20 protein-coding genes are annotated in these 21,496 nt (G+C 72.8%); 5 read left to right on the top strand and 15 right to left on the bottom strand.

Features of this window, described 5'->3' with window-relative positions; translation table 11 throughout:
• Positions 1 to 2: 2 nt before the first annotated feature.
• From ABD236_RS21905 to ABD236_RS21885, 5 genes are all read right to left on the bottom strand, one after another.
• Positions 3 to 1,004: a 2-hydroxyacid dehydrogenase gene (locus ABD236_RS21905; protein ID WP_344075767.1), complete on the bottom strand. Its 1,002-nt coding sequence runs from the start codon at positions 1,002 to 1,004 to the stop codon at positions 3 to 5.
• Positions 1,005 to 1,131: 127 nt separating this feature from the next.
• The gene (locus ABD236_RS21900; RefSeq protein WP_344075766.1) at positions 1,132 to 2,160 is read right to left on the bottom strand and encodes a 6-phosphofructokinase; all 1,029 of its coding nucleotides are present in this window, start codon (positions 2,158 to 2,160) and stop codon (positions 1,132 to 1,134) included.
• A 178-nt stretch (positions 2,161 to 2,338) separates the two neighbouring features.
• Complete coding sequence (locus tag ABD236_RS21895; RefSeq protein ID WP_344075764.1) at positions 2,339 to 3,007, bottom strand: response regulator; 669 nt, start codon at positions 3,005 to 3,007, stop codon at positions 2,339 to 2,341.
• Positions 3,004 to 4,227, bottom strand: a complete 1,224-nt coding sequence (macS, locus tag ABD236_RS21890) for a MacS family sensor histidine kinase (protein ID WP_344075762.1) — start codon at positions 4,225 to 4,227, stop codon at positions 3,004 to 3,006. The genes ABD236_RS21895 and macS overlap by 4 nt, the downstream gene beginning before the upstream one ends.
• Positions 4,228 to 4,258: 31 nt before the next feature.
• Positions 4,259 to 5,038 carry a lysophospholipid acyltransferase family protein gene (locus ABD236_RS21885; RefSeq protein WP_344075760.1) on the bottom strand — a complete coding sequence of 260 codons (780 nt, stop codon included), beginning with the start codon at positions 5,036 to 5,038 and terminating at the stop codon, positions 4,259 to 4,261.
• Between the two features lie 154 nt (positions 5,039 to 5,192).
• On the opposite strand from ABD236_RS21885, the gene ABD236_RS21880 reads away from it, so the two are divergent.
• Entirely contained in the window at positions 5,193 to 5,972 is a 780-nt protein-coding gene (locus ABD236_RS21880) for an alpha/beta hydrolase (RefSeq protein WP_344075758.1), read from the top strand.
• A complete protein-coding gene (locus tag ABD236_RS21875; RefSeq protein WP_425543924.1) occupies positions 5,884 to 6,510 on the top strand; it encodes a hypothetical protein in 627 nt (208 codons plus the stop codon). Before ABD236_RS21880 ends, ABD236_RS21875 begins: the two co-directional genes overlap by 89 nt.
• A 327-nt stretch (positions 6,511 to 6,837) precedes the next feature.
• On the opposite strand, the gene ABD236_RS21870 is transcribed toward ABD236_RS21875, so the two are convergent.
• The 6 genes from ABD236_RS21870 to ABD236_RS21845 all read right to left on the bottom strand — a co-directional run bounded on the left by ABD236_RS21870 (position 6,838) and on the right by ABD236_RS21845 (position 11,843).
• A complete protein-coding gene (locus ABD236_RS21870; RefSeq protein ID WP_344075754.1) occupies positions 6,838 to 7,608 on the bottom strand; it encodes an endonuclease/exonuclease/phosphatase family protein in 771 nt (256 codons plus the stop codon).
• A 126-nt stretch (positions 7,609 to 7,734) separates the two neighbouring features.
• Positions 7,735 to 8,676, bottom strand: a complete 942-nt coding sequence (locus ABD236_RS21865) for an ROK family glucokinase (protein WP_344075752.1) — start codon at positions 8,674 to 8,676, stop codon at positions 7,735 to 7,737.
• A gap of 66 nt (positions 8,677 to 8,742) precedes the next feature.
• Entirely contained in the window at positions 8,743 to 9,255 is a 513-nt protein-coding gene (locus ABD236_RS21860) for a DUF5304 family protein (protein WP_344075750.1), read from the bottom strand.
• Positions 9,256 to 9,334: 79 nt separating this feature from the next.
• Entirely contained in the window at positions 9,335 to 10,516 is a 1,182-nt protein-coding gene (locus ABD236_RS21855; RefSeq protein WP_344075748.1) for an ArsA family ATPase, read from the bottom strand.
• A gap of 1 nt (position 10,517) precedes the next feature.
• Positions 10,518 to 10,988, bottom strand: coding sequence for an SRPBCC family protein (locus tag ABD236_RS21850; protein ID WP_344075746.1), 471 nt, complete (start codon positions 10,986 to 10,988; stop codon positions 10,518 to 10,520).
• Between the two features lie 93 nt (positions 10,989 to 11,081).
• On the bottom strand, positions 11,082 to 11,843 hold the full coding sequence (locus ABD236_RS21845; RefSeq protein WP_344075744.1) for a metallophosphoesterase family protein: 762 nt from the start codon (positions 11,841 to 11,843) through the stop codon (positions 11,082 to 11,084).
• Between the two features lie 271 nt (positions 11,844 to 12,114).
• Between ABD236_RS21845 and ABD236_RS21840 the strand changes: the two genes are divergently transcribed.
• Positions 12,115 to 13,911, top strand: a complete 1,797-nt coding sequence (locus ABD236_RS21840) for an AMP-dependent synthetase/ligase (RefSeq protein WP_344075742.1) — start codon at positions 12,115 to 12,117, stop codon at positions 13,909 to 13,911.
• Positions 13,912 to 13,924: 13 nt separating this feature from the next.
• Here the strand turns inward: ABD236_RS21840 and ABD236_RS21835 are convergent, their stop codons facing one another.
• Both ABD236_RS21835 and ABD236_RS21830 read right to left on the bottom strand, forming a co-directional pair.
• Positions 13,925 to 15,544 (bottom strand): GMC oxidoreductase, encoded by a 1,620-nt coding sequence (locus tag ABD236_RS21835; RefSeq protein WP_344075740.1) that lies wholly within the window; start codon positions 15,542 to 15,544, stop codon positions 13,925 to 13,927.
• Between the two features lie 264 nt (positions 15,545 to 15,808).
• Positions 15,809 to 16,951 (bottom strand): glycosyltransferase family 4 protein, encoded by a 1,143-nt coding sequence (locus ABD236_RS21830; RefSeq protein WP_344075737.1) that lies wholly within the window; start codon positions 16,949 to 16,951, stop codon positions 15,809 to 15,811.
• A 114-nt stretch (positions 16,952 to 17,065) separates the two neighbouring features.
• Between ABD236_RS21830 and ABD236_RS21825 the strand changes: the two genes are divergently transcribed.
• Positions 17,066 to 18,313, top strand: a complete 1,248-nt coding sequence (locus ABD236_RS21825) for a glycosyltransferase 87 family protein (RefSeq protein ID WP_344075735.1) — start codon at positions 17,066 to 17,068, stop codon at positions 18,311 to 18,313.
• Here ABD236_RS21825 and ABD236_RS21820 read toward each other — a convergent pair.
• Positions 18,271 to 19,638, bottom strand: a complete 1,368-nt coding sequence (locus tag ABD236_RS21820; RefSeq protein ID WP_344075733.1) for an MATE family efflux transporter — start codon at positions 19,636 to 19,638, stop codon at positions 18,271 to 18,273. The two genes, ABD236_RS21825 and ABD236_RS21820, sit on opposite strands and share 43 nt — an antisense overlap.
• Positions 19,639 to 19,717: 79 nt before the next feature.
• Between ABD236_RS21820 and ABD236_RS21815 the strand changes: the two genes are divergently transcribed.
• The gene (locus ABD236_RS21815) at positions 19,718 to 20,242 is read left to right on the top strand and encodes a PadR family transcriptional regulator (protein WP_344075731.1); all 525 of its coding nucleotides are present in this window, start codon (positions 19,718 to 19,720) and stop codon (positions 20,240 to 20,242) included.
• A gap of 12 nt (positions 20,243 to 20,254) precedes the next feature.
• Here the strand turns inward: ABD236_RS21815 and ABD236_RS21810 are convergent, their stop codons facing one another.
• Positions 20,255 to 21,484, bottom strand: a complete 1,230-nt coding sequence (locus ABD236_RS21810; RefSeq protein ID WP_344075729.1) for a hypothetical protein — start codon at positions 21,482 to 21,484, stop codon at positions 20,255 to 20,257.
• Positions 21,485 to 21,496 lie beyond the last annotated feature (12 nt).

Below are 21,496 nucleotides of genomic sequence, written 5' to 3'. Positions count from 1 at the left end.
CGTCACGCGGTCGCGCGCGGCACCAGCACGTTCCCCGTCCGGCGCCCCGCCGCGAACGCCTCCACGTTCTGCACCGTCGCCGCCACGATCTCCCCCACCGCGTCCCGCGTGTAGTACGCCTGATGCGACGTCACCACCACGTTCGGAAACGTCATCAGCCGCGCCAGGGTGTCGTCGTCCACGACTTCCAGGGACTTGTCCAGGAAGAAGAGGCCCGCCTCGGCCTCGTACACATCGAGGCCCACCCCGGCCAGCCGGCCCGCCCGCAACTCCCCCACCAGCGCCTGCGTGTCCACAAGCCCGCCACGGCTGGAGTTCACCAAGATCGCGTCGTCCTTCATCCGCCGCAGGGCCTCGCGGTCGATCAGATGGTGGGTGGACGGCAGCAGCGGTACGTGCAGGCTCACCACGTCCGCCCCGGCGAGCAGCTCGTCCTTCTCGACGTACGTCATGCCGAGCTCCACACACGCCGGGTTGCGCTCCGCGTCCCAGCCGAGCAGGTTCATGCCGAAGCCATGGGCGATCCGGGTGAAGGCCTCGCCGATCTTCCCGGTGCCGAGCACCCCCGCCGTACGCCCGCGCAGATCCCGGCCCATCAGCCCGTCGAGGCGGAAGTCGAAGTCACGGGTGCGGTTGGCGGCCCGGACGATCCGGCGGTTGACCGCCATCGCCAGCGTCCAGGCGAACTCGGCCACCGAGTACGGCGAGTAGTGCGACACCCGCGCCACCGTCAGCCCCAGCCGCTCCGCCACATCGAGGTCGATGTTGTTGTACCCCGTCGAGCGCTGGGCGATCAGCCGGGTGCCGCCCACCGCCAGCGCCTGGAGCACGGAACGGCCGAGGTCCGCGTTGACGCTGGTCGAGATGGCCTCGTACCCGGCCGCGATGGGCACGGTGTCCTCGGTGAGGAACACGTCCAGGCACCGGACGTCGTGCCTGCCCTCGAAGGCCCGCTCGATCAGAGGCCGCTCCTCGGCCTGCACACCGAACGCCAGGATGTCCATGGAGCTCACCTAATGCGTGGATAGGGGCTGAGTACCACCGGAATACGGTGAATATACGGTCCCCAGCCCTGTCCCGCCCGCTCGCTCGCCCTGCGTTGCCCCTGCTCCTGCCCGGGGCCGCGGCTCCTCAGCCGAAGAAGACTCCCACCTCCGCGTACAGCGCCGGATCCACCGTCTTCAGCCGGGCCGTGGCCTCCGCGATCGGGACCCGGACGATGTCCGTGCCGCGCAACGCCACCATCTTGCCGAAGTCGCCGTCCCGGACCGCCTCGATCGCGTGCAGGCCGAACCGGGTGGCGAGCCAGCGGTCGAAGGCGCTGGGGGTGCCGCCGCGCTGGACATGGCCCAGGACCGTGGTCCTGGCCTCCTTGCCCGTACGCTTCTCGATCTCCTTGGCCAGCCACTCCCCCACGCCCGAGAGCCGCACATGCCCGAAGGAGTCGAGCGTCTGGTCCTTGAGGACCATGTCGCCGTCCTTGGGCATCGCGCCCTCGGCGACCACCACGATCGGCGCGTACGAGGCCTTGAAGCGGGAGGTGATCCAGCCGCAGACCTGGTCGACGTCGAAGCGCTGCTCGGGGATGAGGATGACGTTGGCGCCGCCCGCCAGGCCCGAGTGCAGCGCGATCCAGCCCGCGTGGCGGCCCATCACCTCGACGACCAGGACCCGCATATGGGACTCGGCCGTGGTGTGCAGGCGGTCGATGGCCTCCGTCGCGATGCCGACCGCCGTGTCGAAGCCGAAGGTGTAGTCCGTGGCGGAGAGGTCGTTGTCGATGGTCTTCGGCACGCCGACGCACTTCACGCCGTACTCGTCGCTGAGCCGGGCCGCCACGCCCAGGGTGTCCTCGCCGCCGATCGCGATCATCGCGTCGATCTCGTGCTTGGCGAGGTTCTCCTTGATGCGGCGCACCCCGTCCTCGGCCTTGAGCGGGTTGGTGCGCGAGGAGCCGAGGATGGTGCCGCCGCGCGGCAGGATGCCGCGCACGGCGGGGATGTCCAGCTTGACCGTGTCCCCATCCAGCGGGCCGCGCCAGCCGTCCTTGAACCCGGTGAAGTCAAAGCCGTACTCCTGCACGCCCTTGCGGACGACGCCGCGGATGACGGCGTTGAGCCCGGGGCAGTCACCGCCTCCGGTCAGTACTCCGACCCGCATGGAATTGTCCCTTCGCCGTGACGGACACATCGCGGCCCCGAGAGGGCCTCTATGGGTCACGCTAAGGGTGACGCAGGTCACCCCGGGATGGGGCGAAAGGTCAATTCCTTGAATTCAAGGGGCTGTTGACGGGTGGTCATTCACCCGTACGAGCGGAGCACGTCCTTACGCGGGCACCTCACACCTCGTCGAGCCCCTGCTCTATCGCGTACCTCACGAGCTCCACGCGGTTGTGCAGCTGGAGCTTGCCCAGGGTGTTCTGGACGTGGTTCTGGACCGTGCGGTGCGAGATGACCAGGCGCTCGGCGATCTGCTTGTACGACAGGCCCTTGGCCACCAGGCGCAGCACCTCGGTCTCGCGCTCGGTGAGCTGCGGGGCCTTCGGCTCGTCGGCGGCGGCGGGCGCGGGGTCCGAGGCCAGCCTGCGGTACTCCCCCAGGACCAGGCCGGCCAGGCCCGGGGTGAACACCGGGTCGCCGGCCGCCGTGCGGCGCACCGCGTCGGTGAGCTCCTCGGTGCTCGCCGACTTCAGCAGATAGCCGGTGGCCCCGGACTTCACCGCCTCCAGGACGTCCGCGTGCTCGCCGGAGGCGGACAGGACCAGGACCCGCAGCGCCGGGTTGGCGCCGACCAGCTCCTTGCAGACCTGGACGCCCGGCATACCGGGCAGATTGAGGTCCAGGACCAGCACGTCGGGCGTGACCGCCTGGGCGCGGCGGACCGCCTGCGGGCCGTCCCCGGCGGTCGCCACCACGTCGAACCCGGCGGCCGCCAGGTCGCGCGCCACCGCGTCGCGCCACATCGGGTGGTCGTCGACCACCATGACCTTCACCGTCTGCTCACTCATGCCTTCGCCTTCCCCCGCGGTACCTTCAGCTCTACTTCCGTCCCCTGGCCCGGCACCGAGATCAGCTCGGCGGTGCCGCCCAGGTCCCGCAGCCGGCCGCGGATCGAGAGGGCGACGCCCAGGCGCCCCTCCCCCTCGGCCTGCGCCAGCCGGCCCTCCGGGATGCCGGGACCGTCGTCCCGGACCGTCACGATCACTTCGTCCCCCCAGTCCTCGACCAGGATCCAGGCCTGGGCGGACTCCCCCGCGTGTCTGCGGACATTGTCCAACGCGGCACTGACAGCGGCCGCGAGCTCGCGGGCCGCCGGGGGCGCGAGCAGCACCGGAGCGCCGGGTTCCGCGAGCGAGACCCGCGATCCGGCGTGCGGGGCGAGCAGGGTGCGCAGATCGACCTCGGCCCCGTCCGCCGCCCCGCGCCCGTCGTCGGTGTCGTCGTACTCGACCGTCCGGACCAGTGCGCCGAGCGCCGGGTCCTCGGACGCGCGCGTGGGGGGCACCAGGCCGCTGGAGACCAGGGTCCGCAGGGCGACCTCCTGCTCGCCGGCCATCCGGCCGAGCTCGGCCGCCTCGCCGCCGAGCGCGGTGCCGCGCCGCTGCACCATGGCCAGGACCTGGAGCACGCTGTCGTGGATGTCCCGGGCCAGCCGCTCCCGCTCCCGGGTCGCCGCCTCGATCTCCAGGGCGCGGGCGAGCGTCGCCTCACTCGCGCGGGCGACCTCCACCACGTAACCGATGGCGATGGAGGCGACCCAGACGAGCAGCACGTTGTGGAGCGTGTCCCGGGTCGGCGTGCCGCGCTCGACCAGGTTGGCGGCGGCGACCAGCGAGGAGGCGAAGGCGGCCCAGCGCCAGCCGCCCTTGATGGCGAAGGCGAGCACCGAGCCCGCCGTCCATATGGTCGGCAGGGTCGGCCCGTTCACCGTCTGCGCCTGGGCGTCCGCCAGCGGGGTGAGCAGGATGCCGGTGAGGGCGATCGTGAGGTCGACGCCCAGGAACCGCTTGGTGCAGCTCGCCGCGTTCGCCACCCGGGGCAGCGTCGCCAGCGTCCACACGGCGAGCACCGACAGGAAGGCGACGCCCACCCAGGCGCGCTCGAAGTGGCGGTACTCCGACACGAAGACGAGCACCGCGTAGAGCATCGTCAGTACGCGGTACGCGGTGAGCGCGCGCCACAGCGGCAGCTCGACGGACATCCTGATGACGCGCTCGCGCTTCGCCATGCTCCCCACCCCTGAGAACGAACGGACCCGACTAGTCGCCGGGCTGTTCCGCCCGCTTGGCCTGCCCGGCCTCGCGAGCCCGCTCCGCCTTCTCCGCGGCCTTCTCCTCGTCGGCCTTGCGCTTGGCCTCGTCCGCGATCTGCCGCTTGGCCGCGGTCGCGTAGATGTCCACGTACTCCTGGCCGGACAGCTTCATGATCTCGTACATGACCTCGTCGGTCACCGAGCGCAGGATGAAGCGGTCGCCCTCCATGCCGTGGTACCGGCTGAAGTCGAGCGGCTTGCCGATGCGGATGCCGGGGCGCATCAGCTTGGGCATCACCTTGCCGGGCGGCTGGATCTTCTCCGTGTCGATCATCGCGACCGGGATCACCGGCGCGCCGGTGGCGAGCGCCACGCGCGCGAGGCCGCCGGGCTTGCCCCGGTAGAGGCGGCCGTCGGGCGAGCGGGTGCCCTCCGGGTAGATCCCGAAGAGCTCACCGCGCTCCAGCACCTCGATGCCGCTCTTGATGGCCGCCTCGCCCGCGCCGCGCGCGCCCGAGCGGTCCACCGGCAGCTGGCCGACGCCCTTGAAGAAGGCGGCGGTGAGCTTGCCCTTCACCCCCGGCGAGGTGAAGTACTCCGCCTTGGCGATGAACGTCACCTTGCGGTCCAGGACCGCCGGCAGGAAGAACGAGTCCGAGAAGGAGAGGTGGTTGCTCGCGAGGATCGCCGGCCCCTCGGCGGGAATGTTTTCGAGGCCCTCCACCCAGGGCCTGAAGGCAAGCTTCAGCGACCCGCCGATGGAGAACTTCATAGCGCCGTAGATCAACTCGGATGCCTTCCCTCTGTCTGTCGAACAGACCTTAACCCGTGTGGGGCCCGCCCTCCCGCGCGCGGGCCGGTGACGGCTCTGGTCGGTGTCAGTCCGGTCGCGTACCGTGAAGTACGACTCCCCCGCCCCTGCTCATGAACAGGAGATCCCGGTGCCCGTCCTCCCTGGAGCCGAGCCGTTCCGCCACGAGGGCGGAGAGGTCGGTGTCCTCCTCTGCCACGGCTTCACCGGTTCCCCGCAGTCGCTGCGCCCATGGGCCGACTTCCTGGCCGAGCGCGGCCTCACGGTCGAGCTGCCGCTGCTGCCCGGACACGGCACGCGCTGGCAGGACATGCAGCTCACCGGCTGGCAGGACTGGTACGCGGAGGTGGACCGGGCGCTGCGCGACCTGAGCAGCCGGTGCAGCCAGGTCTTCGTCTTCGGGCTCTCCATGGGCGGCGCGCTCGCGCTGCGCCTGGCGGCGAAGCACGGGGACGCGGTCAGCGGCATCGTGGTGGTCAACCCCGCGAACAAGGTGCACGGCGTGGCGGCGCACGCGCTGCCGGTGGTGCGCCACTTCGTGCGCTCCACCAAGGGCATCGCCAGCGACATCGCCAAGGAGGGCTCGGCGGAGGTGGGGTACGACCGGGTGCCGCTGCACTCGGCGCATGCCCTGCGCAACCTCTTCCGGCTGGTCGACCGCGAGCTTCCGCAGGTCACCCAGCCGATGCTGCTGCTGCACAGCCCGCAGGACCATGTGGTGCCGCCGGCCGACTCGGCGCGGATCCTCAGCCGGGTCTCGTCCACGGACGTCACCGAGATCCTGCTGGAACAGAGCTACCACGTGGCGACGTTGGACCACGATGCGGAGCGGATCTTCGAGGAGAGTTACGCGTTCATCGGCCGCCTCGCTCCTAGCGTCGGGAAGAAGGGGAGCACGACCGGTGGCTGAGCACGACGCGGACCGCGAGCCGCAGCCGATCGACGAGGAGGCTGCGTGGGCGGCGATCGTGGCGGGGTACGGTGAGGAGCCGTCCGACCCGCCGGGCACCAAGCCGTTCAAGTCGGTGGAGGACCTGGCGCTCCTGGAGACCGAGCCCAACGTCGCCCCCGAGCCGCCGGCGAGCCCTGAGCCGCCCGAGCCCAAGCCGCTGGGCAGCTCGGTGGTCTTCGCGCCGGGTGTGGGCGGGCCGCGCGACTTCACGCCGGCGGAGCCGTCCGACGACCTGGACGACGCGGACGAGGGCCACTTCGTCCCGCCGGAGCCGCCGCCGCTGCCGGAGACCGACGTCACGGCGAAGTTCGCCTGGCTGGCGGTGATCGGCGGCCCCCTGCTGATGCTGCTGGCGGCGGTGCTCCAGTGGGAGTTCACGTGGTGGCTCACGACGCTGGGGGTGGGCGGGTTCATCGGCGGCTTCGGCACGTTGGTGGCTCGGATGAGCCAGGACGACGAGGACGACGATGATCCGGGCCGGGGGGCGGTGGTCTAGCCCGGTCTTCGTCTGCGGCTGAGTGGGTGGTTGCTCGCGCAGTTCCCCGCGCCCCTGGGTAGTACGGGTCGTTCGGGCGGTTGCCCGCGTCCCTGGGGGCCTGTTTTCGTCTGCGGGTCGTGGCCTCTTCTCGCGCAGTTCCCCGCGCCCCTAAAAGATCTGTGGCTGAGCTGGGTTCTCCGGCTGCGGCCAACCCCCTAGGGGCGCGGGGAACTGCGCGAGCAACCGGCCACCGACCCGCAGACGAACACCGGGCGCAACAGGGGCGCGGGGAACTGCGCGACCAGCCGGCCACGGTCCGCAGACGGCCGCGCTCCCCCGGAGGGTTCAGGGAAGGGGTGGGGTGGGGGGATCCGTCGGGACCCGTAGGGCCGCCAGCACCGGCAAATGGTCCGTCGCCGCCACAAGATCCGCCCCCGACACCCCCACCAGCCCCGCAGGGACCCCGCACCCCAGCACCTCGACCCCCCGCGTGGCGAACACCGCGTCGATCCGCTGATGGGGATCCACCGGCGTCGACGTGTACTCCCCGCCCCACGGCCGCACCGCCCAGCAGTCCTGGAGCGCGCCCGCCAGCCGGCGGAACGCCCGGCCGTCGGGGCGGTCGTTGAGGTCGCCGCCCGCGACCGCGTGGGGCACGTCCAGCGCCGCGAGGTGATCCAGCAGCATCCCCGCCTGCGCCTCCCGCTCGTCCGCCTGGAGGCTGAGGTGGCAGCTGAGGACGCCGAGCCGGGCGCCCCCGACCCGTACCACCGCGGACGCGAACCCGCGCCGGTGCAGACCGGGCGTGAGCGGCAGCAGGACGTCCTCGGTGCGCTCCACCGTCGCCCGCAGCGAGCACAGCAGCAGCGGCCCGGCGGCCGTGGCGCCGCCGCTCAGGACCACGAGGTCGCTCGCCGCCGCGAGCCGGGCGGCGGCCTTGCGCCAGCGGAAGAACCGCGGCGCCTCCTGGATCAGCACCAGGTCCGGGTCGCAGGCGCGGATCACCCGGGCCAGCGCCGCGGTGTCGTCGCGCATCGAGCGGATGTTGTAGCTGAGGACGCGGATCACGGCCGAGCCGTTCTCCGTACGGGACGCGGGAAGATCCGTGAGCGGCATGGGGCTCAAGATAGGGCAGCGCCTGCCACACATGGCCGCGCCCGCCACACACAGCCGCACACAGCCGCGCCCGCCGCGTCCCTCATGGACGCGGCGGGCGCTCAACTGCCGTACGGGACGCGGCGCTCAGCCCTGGCGGGCCAGGTCCGCCGCGCCGACCAGACCGGCCTTGTTGCCGAGCTGGGCCGCGAGCACCTGGGCGTGCGGCCGCCACTGGCCGCCGATCAGCCAGCGCCGGAACGACTTGCGGATCGGGTCGAGGACCAGCTCGCCCTCGTCCGAGACGCCGCCGCCGACGATGAACGCCGAGGGGTCGAAGAGCGAGGCCAGGTCGGCCAGGCCCGCGCCGGCCCAGCGGGCCAGCTCGCGGAAGGAGTCCACCGCGACCAGGTCGCCCTGGCGGGCGGCGGCGCTGATGTGCTTGCCCTCGATGCCCTCGATGGTGCCGTCGCCGAGGCCGAGGAGGATCTCGGCGTTCTCGGGGGTCGCGTTGGCGCGCTGGCGGGCGTACCGCACGAGCGCGCGCCCCGAGGCGTACTGCTCCCAGCAGCCCTGGCTGCCGCAGCCGCACAGCAGCCCGTCGGGCACCACCCGGATATGGCCGAACTCAGCGGCCACCCCGAAGCGTCCACGGCGCAGCTTGTTGCCGATGATGATGCCGCCGCCGAGGCCCGTGCCGAGCGTGATGCAGATGACGTCCTCGTGGCCCTGCCCGGCGCCGAACCGGTACTCACCCCAGGCGGCCGCGTTGGCGTCGTTCTCGACGACCACGGGCAGCCCGACCCGCTGCTCGACCTTGTCCTTGAGCGGCTCGTGGCGCCAGTGGATGTTGGGTGCGAAGAGCACGGTGGCGCGCTTGTCGTCGACGTATCCGGCCGCGCCGATGCCGACGGCGTCGATCTCCGACCCCTTGCCGGCCCCTTCGACCGCGGCGCAGATCGCGTCCACGATGGCGTCAGCGGTCGGCGGCGTGGGCACGGTGTGCGTCTCGAGGATGTGGCCCTCCTCGTCGACCACTCCCGCCGCGATCTTGGTGCCGCCGATGTCGACGCCGATGGTGAGTCCCATTAAGTCCCTCAGTTTTCGGTCGAGCCCCGCTAAGGCCAACCGTACCCGAGGGCGGGCACCCGTCAGTCAGTCCAGGTCGATGTGCTCGCTCGGCCCGGCACCCGCCCCGCCGTCGTCCTTCTTCGACCCGCTCGCGGGTCCGCCCGAGGACCCCCCGGAGGAGCCGCCGGGCGCCCGGCCCGAGGGGCCGCCCGCGCCGGTGCCCGAGGAGGCGCCCTCGGTCCAGCGGCGCTCGGCGCCCTCGACCGCCGAGCGGTAGGCGGCGAGCAGCTCGCCGCCGGCCGCGGCGAGGTGGTCGAAGACGTCCGGGTTGCGCTCGATCACCGGCTCGACCACCGCCTTGGCCTGCCCGATCAGCTGCTGGACGGCGCTCTGCGCGGCCATCCCGGGCAGCGAGGACTGGAGGGAGGCGACCTTGTCGGCGACGGCGTCGACCAGCTTGCGCAGCTCCTCGGCGGCGGAGCCGGGCGGCGGCCCGTGGGCGGCGCGGCGGCGCGCCTTCTCCGCGGCGAGGTCCTCGGCACACGCGTCGGCCCAGGCATCCGCGTCGGGTGCGGGGCGCTCGGTGGCTTCGCTCATGGCGGACTCCAGCTGCTGAGGAGAAGGTGTCTGTTCTCCCGACGTTACCCGAATGGGGGTACGGCGTTGAGAGCCTGTCTCAGTGCGTCCGGGGCCACAGGTCCGGGTCGGGGGTGAACCGGATCCGCAGGGCCCCGTCGGTGAGCGCGGCGCCGGAGACCGTGCAGCGGCGCAGCGCGGAGGGCAGCGTGGCGATCCGGCGGAACGGGCCGACGGTGAGCAGGAGTTCGTCGCCCCGGCGCACCAGGCCCAGCTGGTCCTTGCGGGCGCCGGGCAGCGGCAGGTGCCACACCAGGACGCCGTCCTCGGCCAGCCGGTCCTCGACGCGCCACGGCCCGGGCGGTACGGCCTCGCCGTCCTCCGCCCACAGCCCGCTCTCGCCGGTGGGCCCGTCGATCAGCTCGTCGAGCTCCTCGGTGCCCCGCGGGTCGCGGCCCAGGTGCGGGACCTCGTGCAGCGGTACGCCGTCGAACTCCTCGGCCAGCTCCTTGAGCGCGCACTGCTGGTGCCCGGAGAGCGCGGAGAGGAAGCGGTCCGACGAGCCGGTCGGCAGCACCCGGTTGGCGATCACTGCGTCCAGCGGCAGCTCGTGCAGGGCGAGGCCGAGGCGGGCGGTGCGCAGGGCGGCCACGGCGGCCTCGCCCGGCTCGGCGACCAGCCGTACGGTCGTGGAGGGCGCCGACACCACGGCCTCGACGGCGGCCAGTTCCGCGTCCCAGCGGGCGGCCGTCTCGTACAGCCGACGCGCGGGCATCGGGACCCCGGCGAGCTGGGCGAGGACCGGGCGCAGCGAGCGGGCGGCCTGCCGCTCGGGCGGCAGCAGCCGGCGCAGATAGCGGCGCAGCTGCCCGGGCAGGGCGAGGGCCGCGATGCTCTGGTGGACCGGCGGCAGATCGACGACGACCAGGTCGTGTCCGCCCCCCGCCGTCTCGCGCACGGCCCTGAGCAGGGCGAGCTGCTCGGCGCCGGGCAGCTCGGTCAGCTCCTCGGCGTCCAGGCGCCCGGCGCCCAGGAGGTCGAGGACGGTCCCGGCCCGGTCCTGGAGGGCGAGCAGTTCGTCGCGGAAGTGGGCGCCGGAGTCGACCCGGACGACGTCGAGGCCGGGCGGCCGCTCGCCGCCGAGCAGCCGGGCCGTCGCGTCCTCGCGGTCGGCGGTGAGGAGCAGGGCGCGCTCCCCGCGCCGGGCGGCCGCGAGCGCGGTCGCGGCGGCGACGGTGGTGCGGCCCGCGCCGCCGGGACCGGTGACGAGGACCGTACGCACGTCAGGCCTTCTCGGCCCCGCCGGCGGATCCGGCCGCGCCGCTCTCGACGCGCTTCTTGAGACCCGCGAGCGCGCGGTCGATGATGACCTTCTCGGCCTTGCGCTTGATCATGCCGAGCATGGGGATCTTGACGTCCACGGTCAGCTGGTAGGTGACCTCGGTGTGGCCGCCGGGGGCGCCGGCGAGGCTGTACGAGCCGTCGAGGGCGCGCAGCATCTGCGACTTGACCAGGCTCCAGCTCACCTTGTGGGCGCCGTCCCAGGTGTACTTGAGGGTGTGGTCGTCCTTGATGGCGCCCGCGTCCAGCACCAGGCGGACCTGCTCGGCGCGGCCCTCGGCGTCCTTGGACAGCACCTCGGCCTCCTTCACCTCACCGGTCCACTCCGGGTACCGGGCGAAGTCGGCGATCACCCCCATCACCTCGGCCGGTGCCGCCTCGATGGTGATAGACGAGCTGGTGTGTTCCGCCATCGTCGTGGCTCCTCCAGTGCGCGGGCCGGTGTGTGGGGGTCGGTAGACGTGCAGGCTATCGCGTGCGGCCGGGGCCGCTCGCCGGAGCCCGGCTCACCACTGGAGGGCGAAGGGCCTGGAGGTGGCGGCGAAGTGGCCGACGTTCACGCACTCGGTGCGGCCGACCCGGACCCGGCGGGCGAGCGGCTGGTGGACATGGCCGAAGAGGGAGTACCGGGGCTTGGTCTTCCGGATCGCTTCGAGCAGGGCGCGCGAGCCGCGTTCGAAGCGGCGGGCCACGGTGTCGTAGACCAGCTCGGGGATCTCCGGCGGGATGTGCGAGCAGAGCACGTCGACCTCGCCGAGCGCCTCGACCTTCGCCGCGTACTCCTCGTCGGAGATCTCGTAGGGGGTGCGCATCGGGGTGCGCAGCCCGCCGCCCACGAAGCCGAAGACCCGGCCGCCGATCTCCACCCGCCGGCCGTCCAGGACGGTGGTGCCGGGGCCCGCGTACTGCGGCCAGAGGGCCGGTATGTCGACATTGCCGTAGGTCGCGTACGTAGGGGTGGGGAAGGCCGCGAACATCTCGGCGTACTGACGGCGGACCGCGGACTCGATGGCGGCCTCCCGGTCGAGGCCGGCCCACAGCGAGCGGCCCAGCTCACGGGCCTCGTCGAAGCGGCGGGCGGTGCGCAGCGCGACGATGCGGTCCGCGTTCTCGACGCCGAAGAGGTCGGGGAAGATCCCGCGCGAGTGATCCGCGTAGTCGAGGAAAAGGACGAGGTCACCCAGGCAGACGAGGGCGTCGGCGCCGTCGCCGGCCTTCGCCAGGCCCTCGGCGTTTCCGTGCACATCGCTGATCACATGTACTCGCATGGGGCCACCCTAGGCCGCCGGACCTGCGGTTACTTCCGAGTCGCGAAAGGAGTGGACTACTGTGCGCGAAGCGGCGCGAAAACCATGTGACGCAGCGAACATCTGGCCAGGACCCCCTATCGGGAACCCACTACCGGTGGGTAACGTCCGGGCAGTCCAGTCGTGCTCGGAGCAGTTCCCCAACAAGTTGCTCCGGGCACCTGCCCGATCTTGGACCGCAGCCGGTGCGTCACAGAGCCGTGGCACCGGCGCCCGATGAGGAGCAGCAGTCTTGCGCGAGTTCAGCCTTCCGGCCCTGTACGAGGTCCCCACGGACGGCAACCTGACGGATCTGATCCGCCGCAATGCCGCTCAGCATCCCGATGTCGCGGTCATGGGCCGCAAGGTCGCGGGACGCTGGACCGACGTCTCCGCCACCCAGTTCCTCGCCGAGGTCCGCGGCGTGGCCAAGGGGCTCGTCGCCGCGGGCGTCGAGCCGGGCGACCGGGTGGCCCTGCTCTCCCGCACCCGCTACGAGTGGGTGCTGCTCGACTTCGCCATCTGGAGCGCGGGCGCGGTCACCGTCCCCGTGTACGAGACGAGCTCGCCCGAGCAGATCCAGTGGATCCTCGGCGACTCCGGCGCCACCCTGTGCGTCGTCGAGTCCCAGGCGCACCAGGACTCCGTCGCCTCCGTGCAGTCCGCGCTGCCCGCCCTCAAGAGCGTGTGGCAGCTGGACGCGGACGCGGTGGCCCAGCTCACCGCGAGCGGCGCGGACATCTCGGACGAGCTGCTCGACCAGCGGATGTCCTCGGCGCACGCGGACGACCCGGCGACGATCGTCTACACCTCCGGCACCACCGGCCGCCCCAAGGGCTGTGTGCTGACCCACCGCGCCTTCTTCGCGGAGTGCGGCAACGTGGTCGAGCGCCTCAAGCCGCTCTTCCGCACCGGCGAGTGCTCGGTCCTGCTCTTCCTGCCCGCCGCGCACGTCTTCGGGCGCCTGGTCGAGGTGGCGTCGGTGATGGCGCCGATCAAGCTCGGCTGCGTACCGGACATCAAGAACCTCACCGACGAGCTGGCCGCCTTCCGGCCGACGCTGATCCTCGGTGTGCCGCGGGTCTTCGAGAAGGTCTACAACGCGGCGCGGGCCAAGGCGCAGGCGGACGGCAAGGGCGGCGTCTTCGACAAGGCCGCGCACACCGCGATCGCCTACAGCCGTGCGCTCGGCACCCCGCAGGGCCCCTCGCTCGGCCTCAAGCTCAAGCACCGGGTCTTCGACAAGCTGGTCTTCAGCAAGCTGCGCGCGGTGCTCGGCGGCAAGGGCGAGTACGCGATCTCCGGCGGCGCCCCGCTGGGCGAGCGCCTGGGCCACTTCTACCGGGGCATCGGCTTCACGGTCCTGGAGGGCTACGGCCTCACCGAGTCCTGTGCCGCGACCGCGTTCAACCCGTGGGACCGGCAGAAGATCGGTACGGTCGGGCAGCCGCTGCCCGGCTCGGTGGTGCGCATCGCGGACGACGGCGAGGTGCTGCTGCACGGCGAGCACCTGTTCACCGGGTACTGGAACAACGAGGCGGCGACCGCCGAGGCGCTGGCCGACGGCTGGTTCCACACCGGCGACATCGGCACCCTCGACGAGGACGGCTACCTCGCGATCACCGGCCGCAAGAAGGAGATCATCGTCACGGCGGGCGGCAAGAACGTCGCCCCGGCGGTGATCGAGGACCGCATCCGCGCGCACGCGCTGGTCGCGGAGTGCATGGTGGTCGGCGACGGGCGGCCGTTCGTGGGCGCGCTGGTCACGCTCGACGAGGAGTTCCTGGCCCACTGGGCCGCGGACCACGGCAAGCCGGCCGGCTCCTCGGCGGCCTCGCTGCGCCAGGACGTGGAGCTGCTCGCGGAGGTGCAGCGGGCAGTGGACGACGGCAACGCCGCGGTCTCCAAGGCGGAATCGGTGCGGAAATTCCGCATTCTCACCTCCCAGTTCACGGAGGAGGCGGGGCACATCACCCCGTCGCTGAAGCTGAAGCGCAACGTCGTGGCGAAGGACTTCGCGGACGAGATCGAGGCGATCTACGCCCACTGAGGTCCGCCGAGCACTACGCCGCCAGGTCCTGCGCCACGATCCGCTCGAGGTTGCGCTCGGCGAGCGCGGTGATCGTGACGAACGGGTTGACGCCGATGGAGCCGGGGATCAGGGCTCCATCGGTGACGTACAGGCCCGGATACCCCTTCACCCTGCCGTAGCCGTCGGTCGCCCGGCCCAACGGGCAGCCGCCGAGCGGGTGGTAGCAGAAGTCGTCGGCGAACGGGGTGCCGTTGCCGAACAGGTCGTACCGGTAGATCGTCGCGTTCCTGAGGTTGATCCGGTCGAAGAGCCGCTTGGTGGCGTCGACCGAGGGCTGGTTCTGCGCCTTCGTCCAGTTGAGCCTGGCCGAGTCGGTCGCCGGGTCGTACGAGAAGGTGCCGCGCTGCGGGTTCTTGGTGATCGCCAGATACAGGCTCACCCAGTGCTCGAAGCCCATCGGCAGCGGGGCGATCTCGGCGAAGACGGGGTTCGCGGCGTTGTCCCAGTCGTCGATGCCCAGGGCGGGCATGGTCGCCTCGTTGGCGCCGACCGTGTCCCACATGTGGTTGGCGCGGGCGGTCATGATGTTGCCGTTGGTGCCCCAGGCGGTGCCGACGGCCGCGTCGAGCGCGGGCAGGGCGCCGGTCTCGCGGGCGCGCAGCAGCAGTTCGGTGGTGCCGAGGCTGCCGGCGCCGAGGAAGAGCCGCCCGCAGCCGATCTCCCGGGTCTCGACGACCCTGCCGGTGAGGTCGGTGCGGTCGGCGGTGACGACGTACGTGCCGTCCGGCTGTCTGCGGATGGCGCGAGCGTGGTGCAGGGTCTCGATGGTGACGTTGCCGGTGCCCAGGGCCGCGGCGAGGTAGGTCTTGTCCACCGAGCGCTTGCCGTGGTTGTTGCCGTAGATGACCTCGCCCGCGAGCGCGGACCTGGTGGCGGTGCCGGCGGCCTCGCGCTGCATGTACCCGAAGTCGTAGACGTTGGGTACGAAGACGGTCTTGAGGCCGGCGTTCTGGGCGGCCTTGCGGGAGGTACGGGCGAACTTGTACCACTCGGTGGACTCGAACCACGCCGGGTCGATGCTGTTGACCCCGAGCATGGCGCCCGCGCGCGGGAAGTACGTGGCGTACATCTCGGCGGCGTCCACCTGGGGCAGGACCTCGGCGAAGTAGTCGCGGCGGGGGGTGACGGCCATACCGCCGTTGACGAGCGAGCCGCCGCCGACGCCGCGGCCCACGTACACGGACATGTCGCCGTAGTTCACCCGGTCCAGGACGCCGGGGTAGGGGCTGATGTCCTTGTTGACGACATCGAGCCAGAGGAACGTGGCCAGAGGTGCCTCGGTCCGGGTGCGGAACCACATCGAGCGTTGGTCCGGGGCGGCGGTGGAGCAGAAGATCTTGTTGTCCTGGGCGGGGGTGTCCCAGAGCCGTCCCATCTCCAGGACGAGCGTCCTGACACCGGCCTGGCCGAGCCGGAGGGCGGCCACGGCGGCTCCGTAGCCGGAGCCGATGACCAGGGCGGGGGTGGAGGAGGGGGCCTGCGCCTGCGCGGCGCGGGCGGGGTCGAGGGTGATTCTGGTCAGGCCGAGGAGTGCGGCCGTCTGGAGGGCGCCGAGACCCAGCAGGTGACGGCGCGTCAGTTTTCGTGTCATGCGCGCAGCATGGGCGGAATTTGGGCTTCCGCCCAGCGTTCACGTTGTCTTAAATCTGAGTCACCATCAGAAATGGGAATGTGTTGCGCCCGGCCTTCGTCTGCGGGTGCGTGGGTGGCTGGTCGCGCAGTTCCCCGCGCCCCTAGGGGGGTTGGCCGCAGCCGGAGAACCCAGCTCAGCCACAGGCCTTTAGGGGCGCGGGGAACTGCGCGAGCGACCGGCCACTCAGCCGCAGACAAAGGCCGGGCACAACAGGGGGCATCCTCAAAGCAGGGCGCGGAGTTTCTCCGCCAGCAGGTCCCAGCGCCATTTCTCCTCCACCCACGCCCTCCCCCGCTCCCCCATCCGACGCCGCAGCTCCTCGTCCTGGAGGAGCGTCACGATCCGGGACGCCGACTCCTCCGGGGAGCCGCCCCGCACCACCCACCCCGTCTCGCCGGGCAGGACCGCGTCCGGCGCGCCGCCCGAGTCGCCCGCCACCACCGGGAGGCCCGTCGCCGAGGCCTCCAGGTAGACGATGCCGAGGCCCTCGACGTCGAGGCCGCCCCGGCGCGTACGGCAGGGCATCGCGAAGACGTCACCGGCGCCGTAGTGCGCGGGCAGTTCGGCCCACGGCACGGGGCCGGTGAAGCGGACCGAGGCCGCCACCCCGGTCCGGTCGGCCAGGGCGCGGAGCTCCTTCTCGTACGGCCCGCCCCCCACGATCAGCAGCACCGCGTCCGGCACCCGCGCGAGGATCTCGGGCATCGCCAGGATCAGGGTGTCCTGGCCCTTGCGCGGGACCAGCCGGGAGACGCAGACGACGACGGGGCGGTGGGAGAGGCCGAGCCGGGCGCGGACCTCGGCGCCGCCCGACCCGGGGTGGAAGGTCTTCTCGTCCACGCCGGGCGGCAGTTGGACCATCCGGTCCGCCGCCGACGGCGTCAACGCGGCCGAGATCCGCGAGCGGGTGTACTCGCCCAGATACGTGAGCGTGTCCGTACCCTCGCCGATCCGCCGCAGCAGCTGCCGCGAGCCGGGCAGCTGGGCCCACCCCGCCTCGTGTCCGTGCGTCGTGGCGACCAGCCGTTCCGCGCCCGCCCGGCGCAGCGCGGGCGCCATCAGACCGAGCGGCGCCGCGGCCCCGAACCACACCGAGGAGCAGCCGTGCTCCTTGAGCAGGCCGACCGCCCGCCGGGTCACCCGGGGCGTGGGCAGCAGCATGGTGGTGCGGTCGCGGACCACGGTGAACGGCTGCTCGGCGTCGAAGGCGGCGGTCGCCGCGGCGCCCTCGCGGCCGCGCTTCCAGGTGGAGGCGTAGACGACGAGCTGCTCGGGGTCCAGCCGCAGCGCCATGTTGTGCAGGAACGCCTGGATCCCGCCGGGGCGCGGCGGGAAGTCATTGGTCACGATCAACGTCTTGTGCATCGCCGCCGACAGTACCGAACGGCCCCGCCTCGTCGCTCGCGCCCGGCCCCGCCCTGCATCATGACTGCTTCGGGCACAACGGCCGGATACGCCTGATACAGGGACGGGGTGTGCATGTCGGAAGGAAGAGGCACGGGAAGCGGCACGGGAAACACGGGGAGCGTGCGCGGCCTGCTCGCCGTGTTCGCCGTCACCCGGTGCCTGCTGCTGCTCTGCGTCCTGCGGGTGCTGGTCGTCCCGGGCCCGGACGTCACCAGCGACGTCTCGGTCATCTACCAGGGCTGGTACGAGGTGCTGAGGACCGGCACGTATCCGCTGGACGACGTCACCTGGCAGTACCCGCCGGCCGCCGCGCTCGCGATCCTCTCCCCCGCCGCGCTCCCCTTCCTCGACTACGCCAGCGGCTTCTTCGTCCTCGCGCTCCTCGCGGACACGCTGGTGTTCGGGCTGCTCCTGTACGCGGCCGGGCGCCCCGGCAAGTCCCGCGCGGGCGCCCGGCTCTGGGTCTGGGGCGTACCGCTGCTGGGGCCGACCGCGTACGCGCGCTACGACCTGATGGTGACGGCCGTCGCGGTGGCCGCGCTGCTGGCCGGGGTGCGCCGCCCCCGGACCCTGGGCGCGCTGGCCGCGTTCGGCGCGCTGCTGAAGGGGTGGCCGGTGCTGCTGCTCGCCCGGGCGCCCCGCCGGGCGTGGGCGGCGGCGGCCGTGACCGCGGGAGCGTTCCTGCTGGTCTGCCACGCGCTCGCACCCGGCGCCTTCGCGTTCCTGACCTTCCAGCGGGACCGTGGCACCGAGGTCGAGTCGCTGGGCGCCCTCGTCTTCCATGTGGCCCGCCATCTCGGCTGGCGGGGCCGGGTGCAGCTGAACTACGGGTCGGTGGAGTTCCTCGGCCCGTACGTGCCGCTGGTCTCCACGCTGGCGATGGCTCTGACGGCGCTGGCGTTCGGCTGGCTGCTGGTGTGGCGGCTGCGGGCGCGCCGCACCGGTCCCGGCACCCTCGCCGACGCCGCCTTCACCGCCGTGCTGCTCTTCACCACCACCAGCCGGGTGATCAGCCCGCAGTATCTGATCTGGCTGGTGGGGCTCGCGGCGGTGTGCCTGGTCTTCCGGCGCTCCCCGATGGCCCGGCCCGCGTATCTGGTGCTGGCCGCCTCGGGGGTGACCCTGCTGGAGTTCCCGGTCTGGTTCTCGCACGTGGTAGCGAGCGACTGGCTGGGGGTGCTGCTCCTGTTCGTCCGCAACGGGCTCCTGGCCGTGGCGTCGGTGAGCGCCTGCCGGCGGCTGTGGCGGAGCACGGTTCCGGTGCGCCCGCTGCCCGTTCAGCAGGTCCGCGCCAGGGTCTTCTCGGTGCTGGTGCGCTGACCCGCCGTACGCAGCCGCCGGTGCATCCGTACGACGGCGGCGCACTGGAGTCCCATCGAGAGCGCCATGGCCAGACAGATCCCCGGCAGCCCGAGCCCGGACAGGCCGAGCGCCAGCGGCAGTTGGAGGGCGACGCCGCTCGCGGTGATCCCGGCGAGCGCCGGGCTGCCGCCGCCGCCCTGGAAGACCCCGCCCAGCGCGATGACGACGCAGAGCAGCACGAGGTACGGGCCCAGGCACCGCAGATAGAGCGCCCCGGCCGCCGCGACTTGGCCGGTGGCGCCGAACGCCGCCATGATCCAGGGCGCGGTCACGAGCAGCAGCAGCGCGGCCGTGAGCCCGAGGCCGCCCGAGAGGAGCACGGCCGCGCGTCCCACCGCGAACCTCTCGTCGCGCCCGGCGCCGAGCAGATGGGCGGTGTGGAGGGAGGCGGCCTGGCGTACCGCGTAGAAGGCCATGGTGGCGGTGTACATCGCCTTGGTGGCGATGCCGTACGCGGCGACCTCGCCCACCCCGATCCGGGCGACCACCGCGACCAGCGCCAGCGCCCCGGCCATCCGTACGACGAAGTCCAGCGACATCGGCAGGCCGGTGGCGAAGGTCCGGCGCAGGGCGGCGGCCCGTGATCCGCGCGCCGCGGCCCGCCGGGCGGCGCGCAGGTGCGGGTCGCGCCGCAGCGCCCGCAGGCCGACGGCGAGGGCGGCCGCCCGGCCGGTGACGGTGGCGAGGGCCGCGCCGCGCACGCCGAGGCCGCAGCCGAGGATCAGCAGCGGGTCGAGGACGAGGATCAGCGCGTTGGCGAGGAAGGCGAGCCGCATCGGGGTGCGGGTGTCCCCCGTGCCCTTGAGGATGCCGTCGACGACGTTGGTGGCGAAGAAGACGGCCGTGCCGGGCAGTGCGATCGCGAAGTAGCCGCAGGCCAGGGCGAGTACGCGCGCGTCCGCGCCGCCCAGCACCAGCCGGGCCAGCGGCTCGCGGCAGAGGTAGCCGCCGACGGCGACCACCGGCGTGATCAGCGCCCACAGCGCCCAGCCGCCGCGCACGGCCGCCCGGATGCCGCCCGGGTCCTCGGCGCCCCTGGCCCGGGCGACCAGCACGGTGGTGCCGGTGCCCGCCATCAGGATCAGGCCGAGCAGCAGGTTCTCCACATTGGTGGCGACGGCGACGGCGGCGACCGAGTCCCCGCCGAGCCGGGCCACCCAGACCATGTTGATCACCCCGGCCGCGACCCCGGCCAGGAGCTCGAAGTAGACCGGGTACGCGAGCGAGACCAGCCGACGGCGGTGCGACACGGAGCCCACGGAGATCGCGGAGACCACGGACATTCCTCCCCCTCTTTTCGCTGTACCTCGATTCGAGGTACAGCGAAAAGAGATACCATGGCGGGGCCGAGAGGAGAAGTGGGTGCTGGAGCTGACGATCCTGGGGTTCCTCGACGAGGAGCCGCTGCACGGCTATGAACTCAAGGAGCGCATCCGAGGGCTGAGCGGCCATGTCCGGCCGGTGAGCGACGGCGCCCTCTACCCGGCGATCACCCGGCTGGTGAAGGCCGGGAAGCTGGAGCAGCGCACCGGGCCGGGCAGCGGCGCCGCGCCGCGCCGGATCCTCTTCCTCACCGACGCGGGCCGCGCCGAGCTGCGCGAGCGGCTGCGCCACCCCAAGGACGTCGACATCACCGACGGGCAGCGGTTCTTCACCCTGCTGGCGTTCCTGGGGCGGCTGCCCGACCCGGCCGAGCAGGCCGCCGTCCTCCGCCGCCGCCAGGCGTTCCTGAACACCCCGGCGAGCTTCTTCTACCGCGACGGCGAGCCCGTGCGGGCCGAGGAGAGCCCCGACCTGTTCCGCCAGGGGATGCTCAGGATCGCCCGGGCGACCGGGACGGCCGAGAAGAAGTGGCTGACCGAGGCGATCGAGGCGCTGGAGGGGTGACCCGCGCGGCGCTCAGCCCAGCTGGTCGCGGACATAGCCGCGCCACAGCGCGGTGAACTCCTCGGGCGTGGTGCCCAGCTGGTCGTTCATCGCCTTCTCCAGCGCGCCCTCGCGGTGCCGTTGCCCGCCCACCTCGGTGTAGAGGGCGGCGAGCTTCGCCTCGCCCCAGCGCTGGGCGATCATGCGGCAGGCCAGCCAGCCGCCCTCGTACGCGCGCGCCAGCCGGTCCGCGCCGCCCTCGAAGCCGAAGTCGGCGTCGGCCGGCAGCGCGGCGGGCGGCTCACCGCGCCGCACCGCCTGCTGGAGCTCCGGCGCGGCCTCGGCGGCGGTGCGCCCGGTGCCCCGGTAGCCGACCCAGTCCGCGTAGCCCTCCGAGAGCCACATCGGGGTCGCGGGCGAGGTGCGGGCGCGGGTGGCGACATGGGTGGTCTCATGGGTGAGGACGACCCGCTGGCCGAGGTCGCCCAGGACGCCGTACGCCTCGGGGTTGACGATCACCCGGTCCGCGGCCGCCGTCCCGGCCCCGCCCGTGGCGCCCGTGGTGACCGCCGCTATGCCGCGGTACGAGGCCGGGGGCGCGGCGAGCAGCGCCGCCATCGCGTCGAGCGAGGCGGGCACCAGGACCACGATCCGGTTGGCCCAGCGGCCCGGCCAGGCGGCCGAGACGGCGGGCACCGCGCGGTCGGCGGTCCGCGCGATCCGCTGGAGCAGCCGCGGCTCCTGGCCGACGCCGAGGACCAGGCTGTGCGTGCCGCGCACCACGGCGACCGGGCCCTGCTGCCAGAGCGGTTCGGCGGCGCCCTCGCCCGCCCGGTCGCCCGTCACGTACCAGCGCCCGGCCCGCTCGTCGAGGTCCACGACCCTGGCCGAGGTGACCGGCGCGCTGTCGTACCCGGCGAGCCGGTAGCGCAGCTCGACCTCGGCGGTGGCCCGGTCGCCCTTGCGGCTGACGTCGGTCACCCGGTACGCCCAGGCGCTCAGCGGCACCTGGCGCAGATTGGCGAACTCGGCGCGCTGGGCGGCCCGCAGGGCTCCCGCGCCCGGGTCGAGGGCGGCCAGATAGCCGTTCTCGTCGTGCCCGAGGACGGCGGCCGCCCGCCCGTCCAGGGTGCGCTGCACCTGCCCGGTGACGGGGTCGGGGGCGTGGGCCGGGCCCGAGCAGGCCGAGGCGCACAGCAGCACGGCGAGCCCGAGTCCCGCCGTGCGCCGTCGCCCTGTGCCGCTCAGCCAGCCGTACGCCATCCTCCCGATCGT

This window comes from Streptomyces crystallinus (genome assembly GCF_039521265.1).
In the GTDB taxonomy this organism is placed as follows: domain Bacteria; phylum Actinomycetota; class Actinomycetes; order Streptomycetales; family Streptomycetaceae; genus Streptomyces; species Streptomyces crystallinus.
This window is presented reverse-complemented; position numbering and strand designations above follow the sequence as displayed.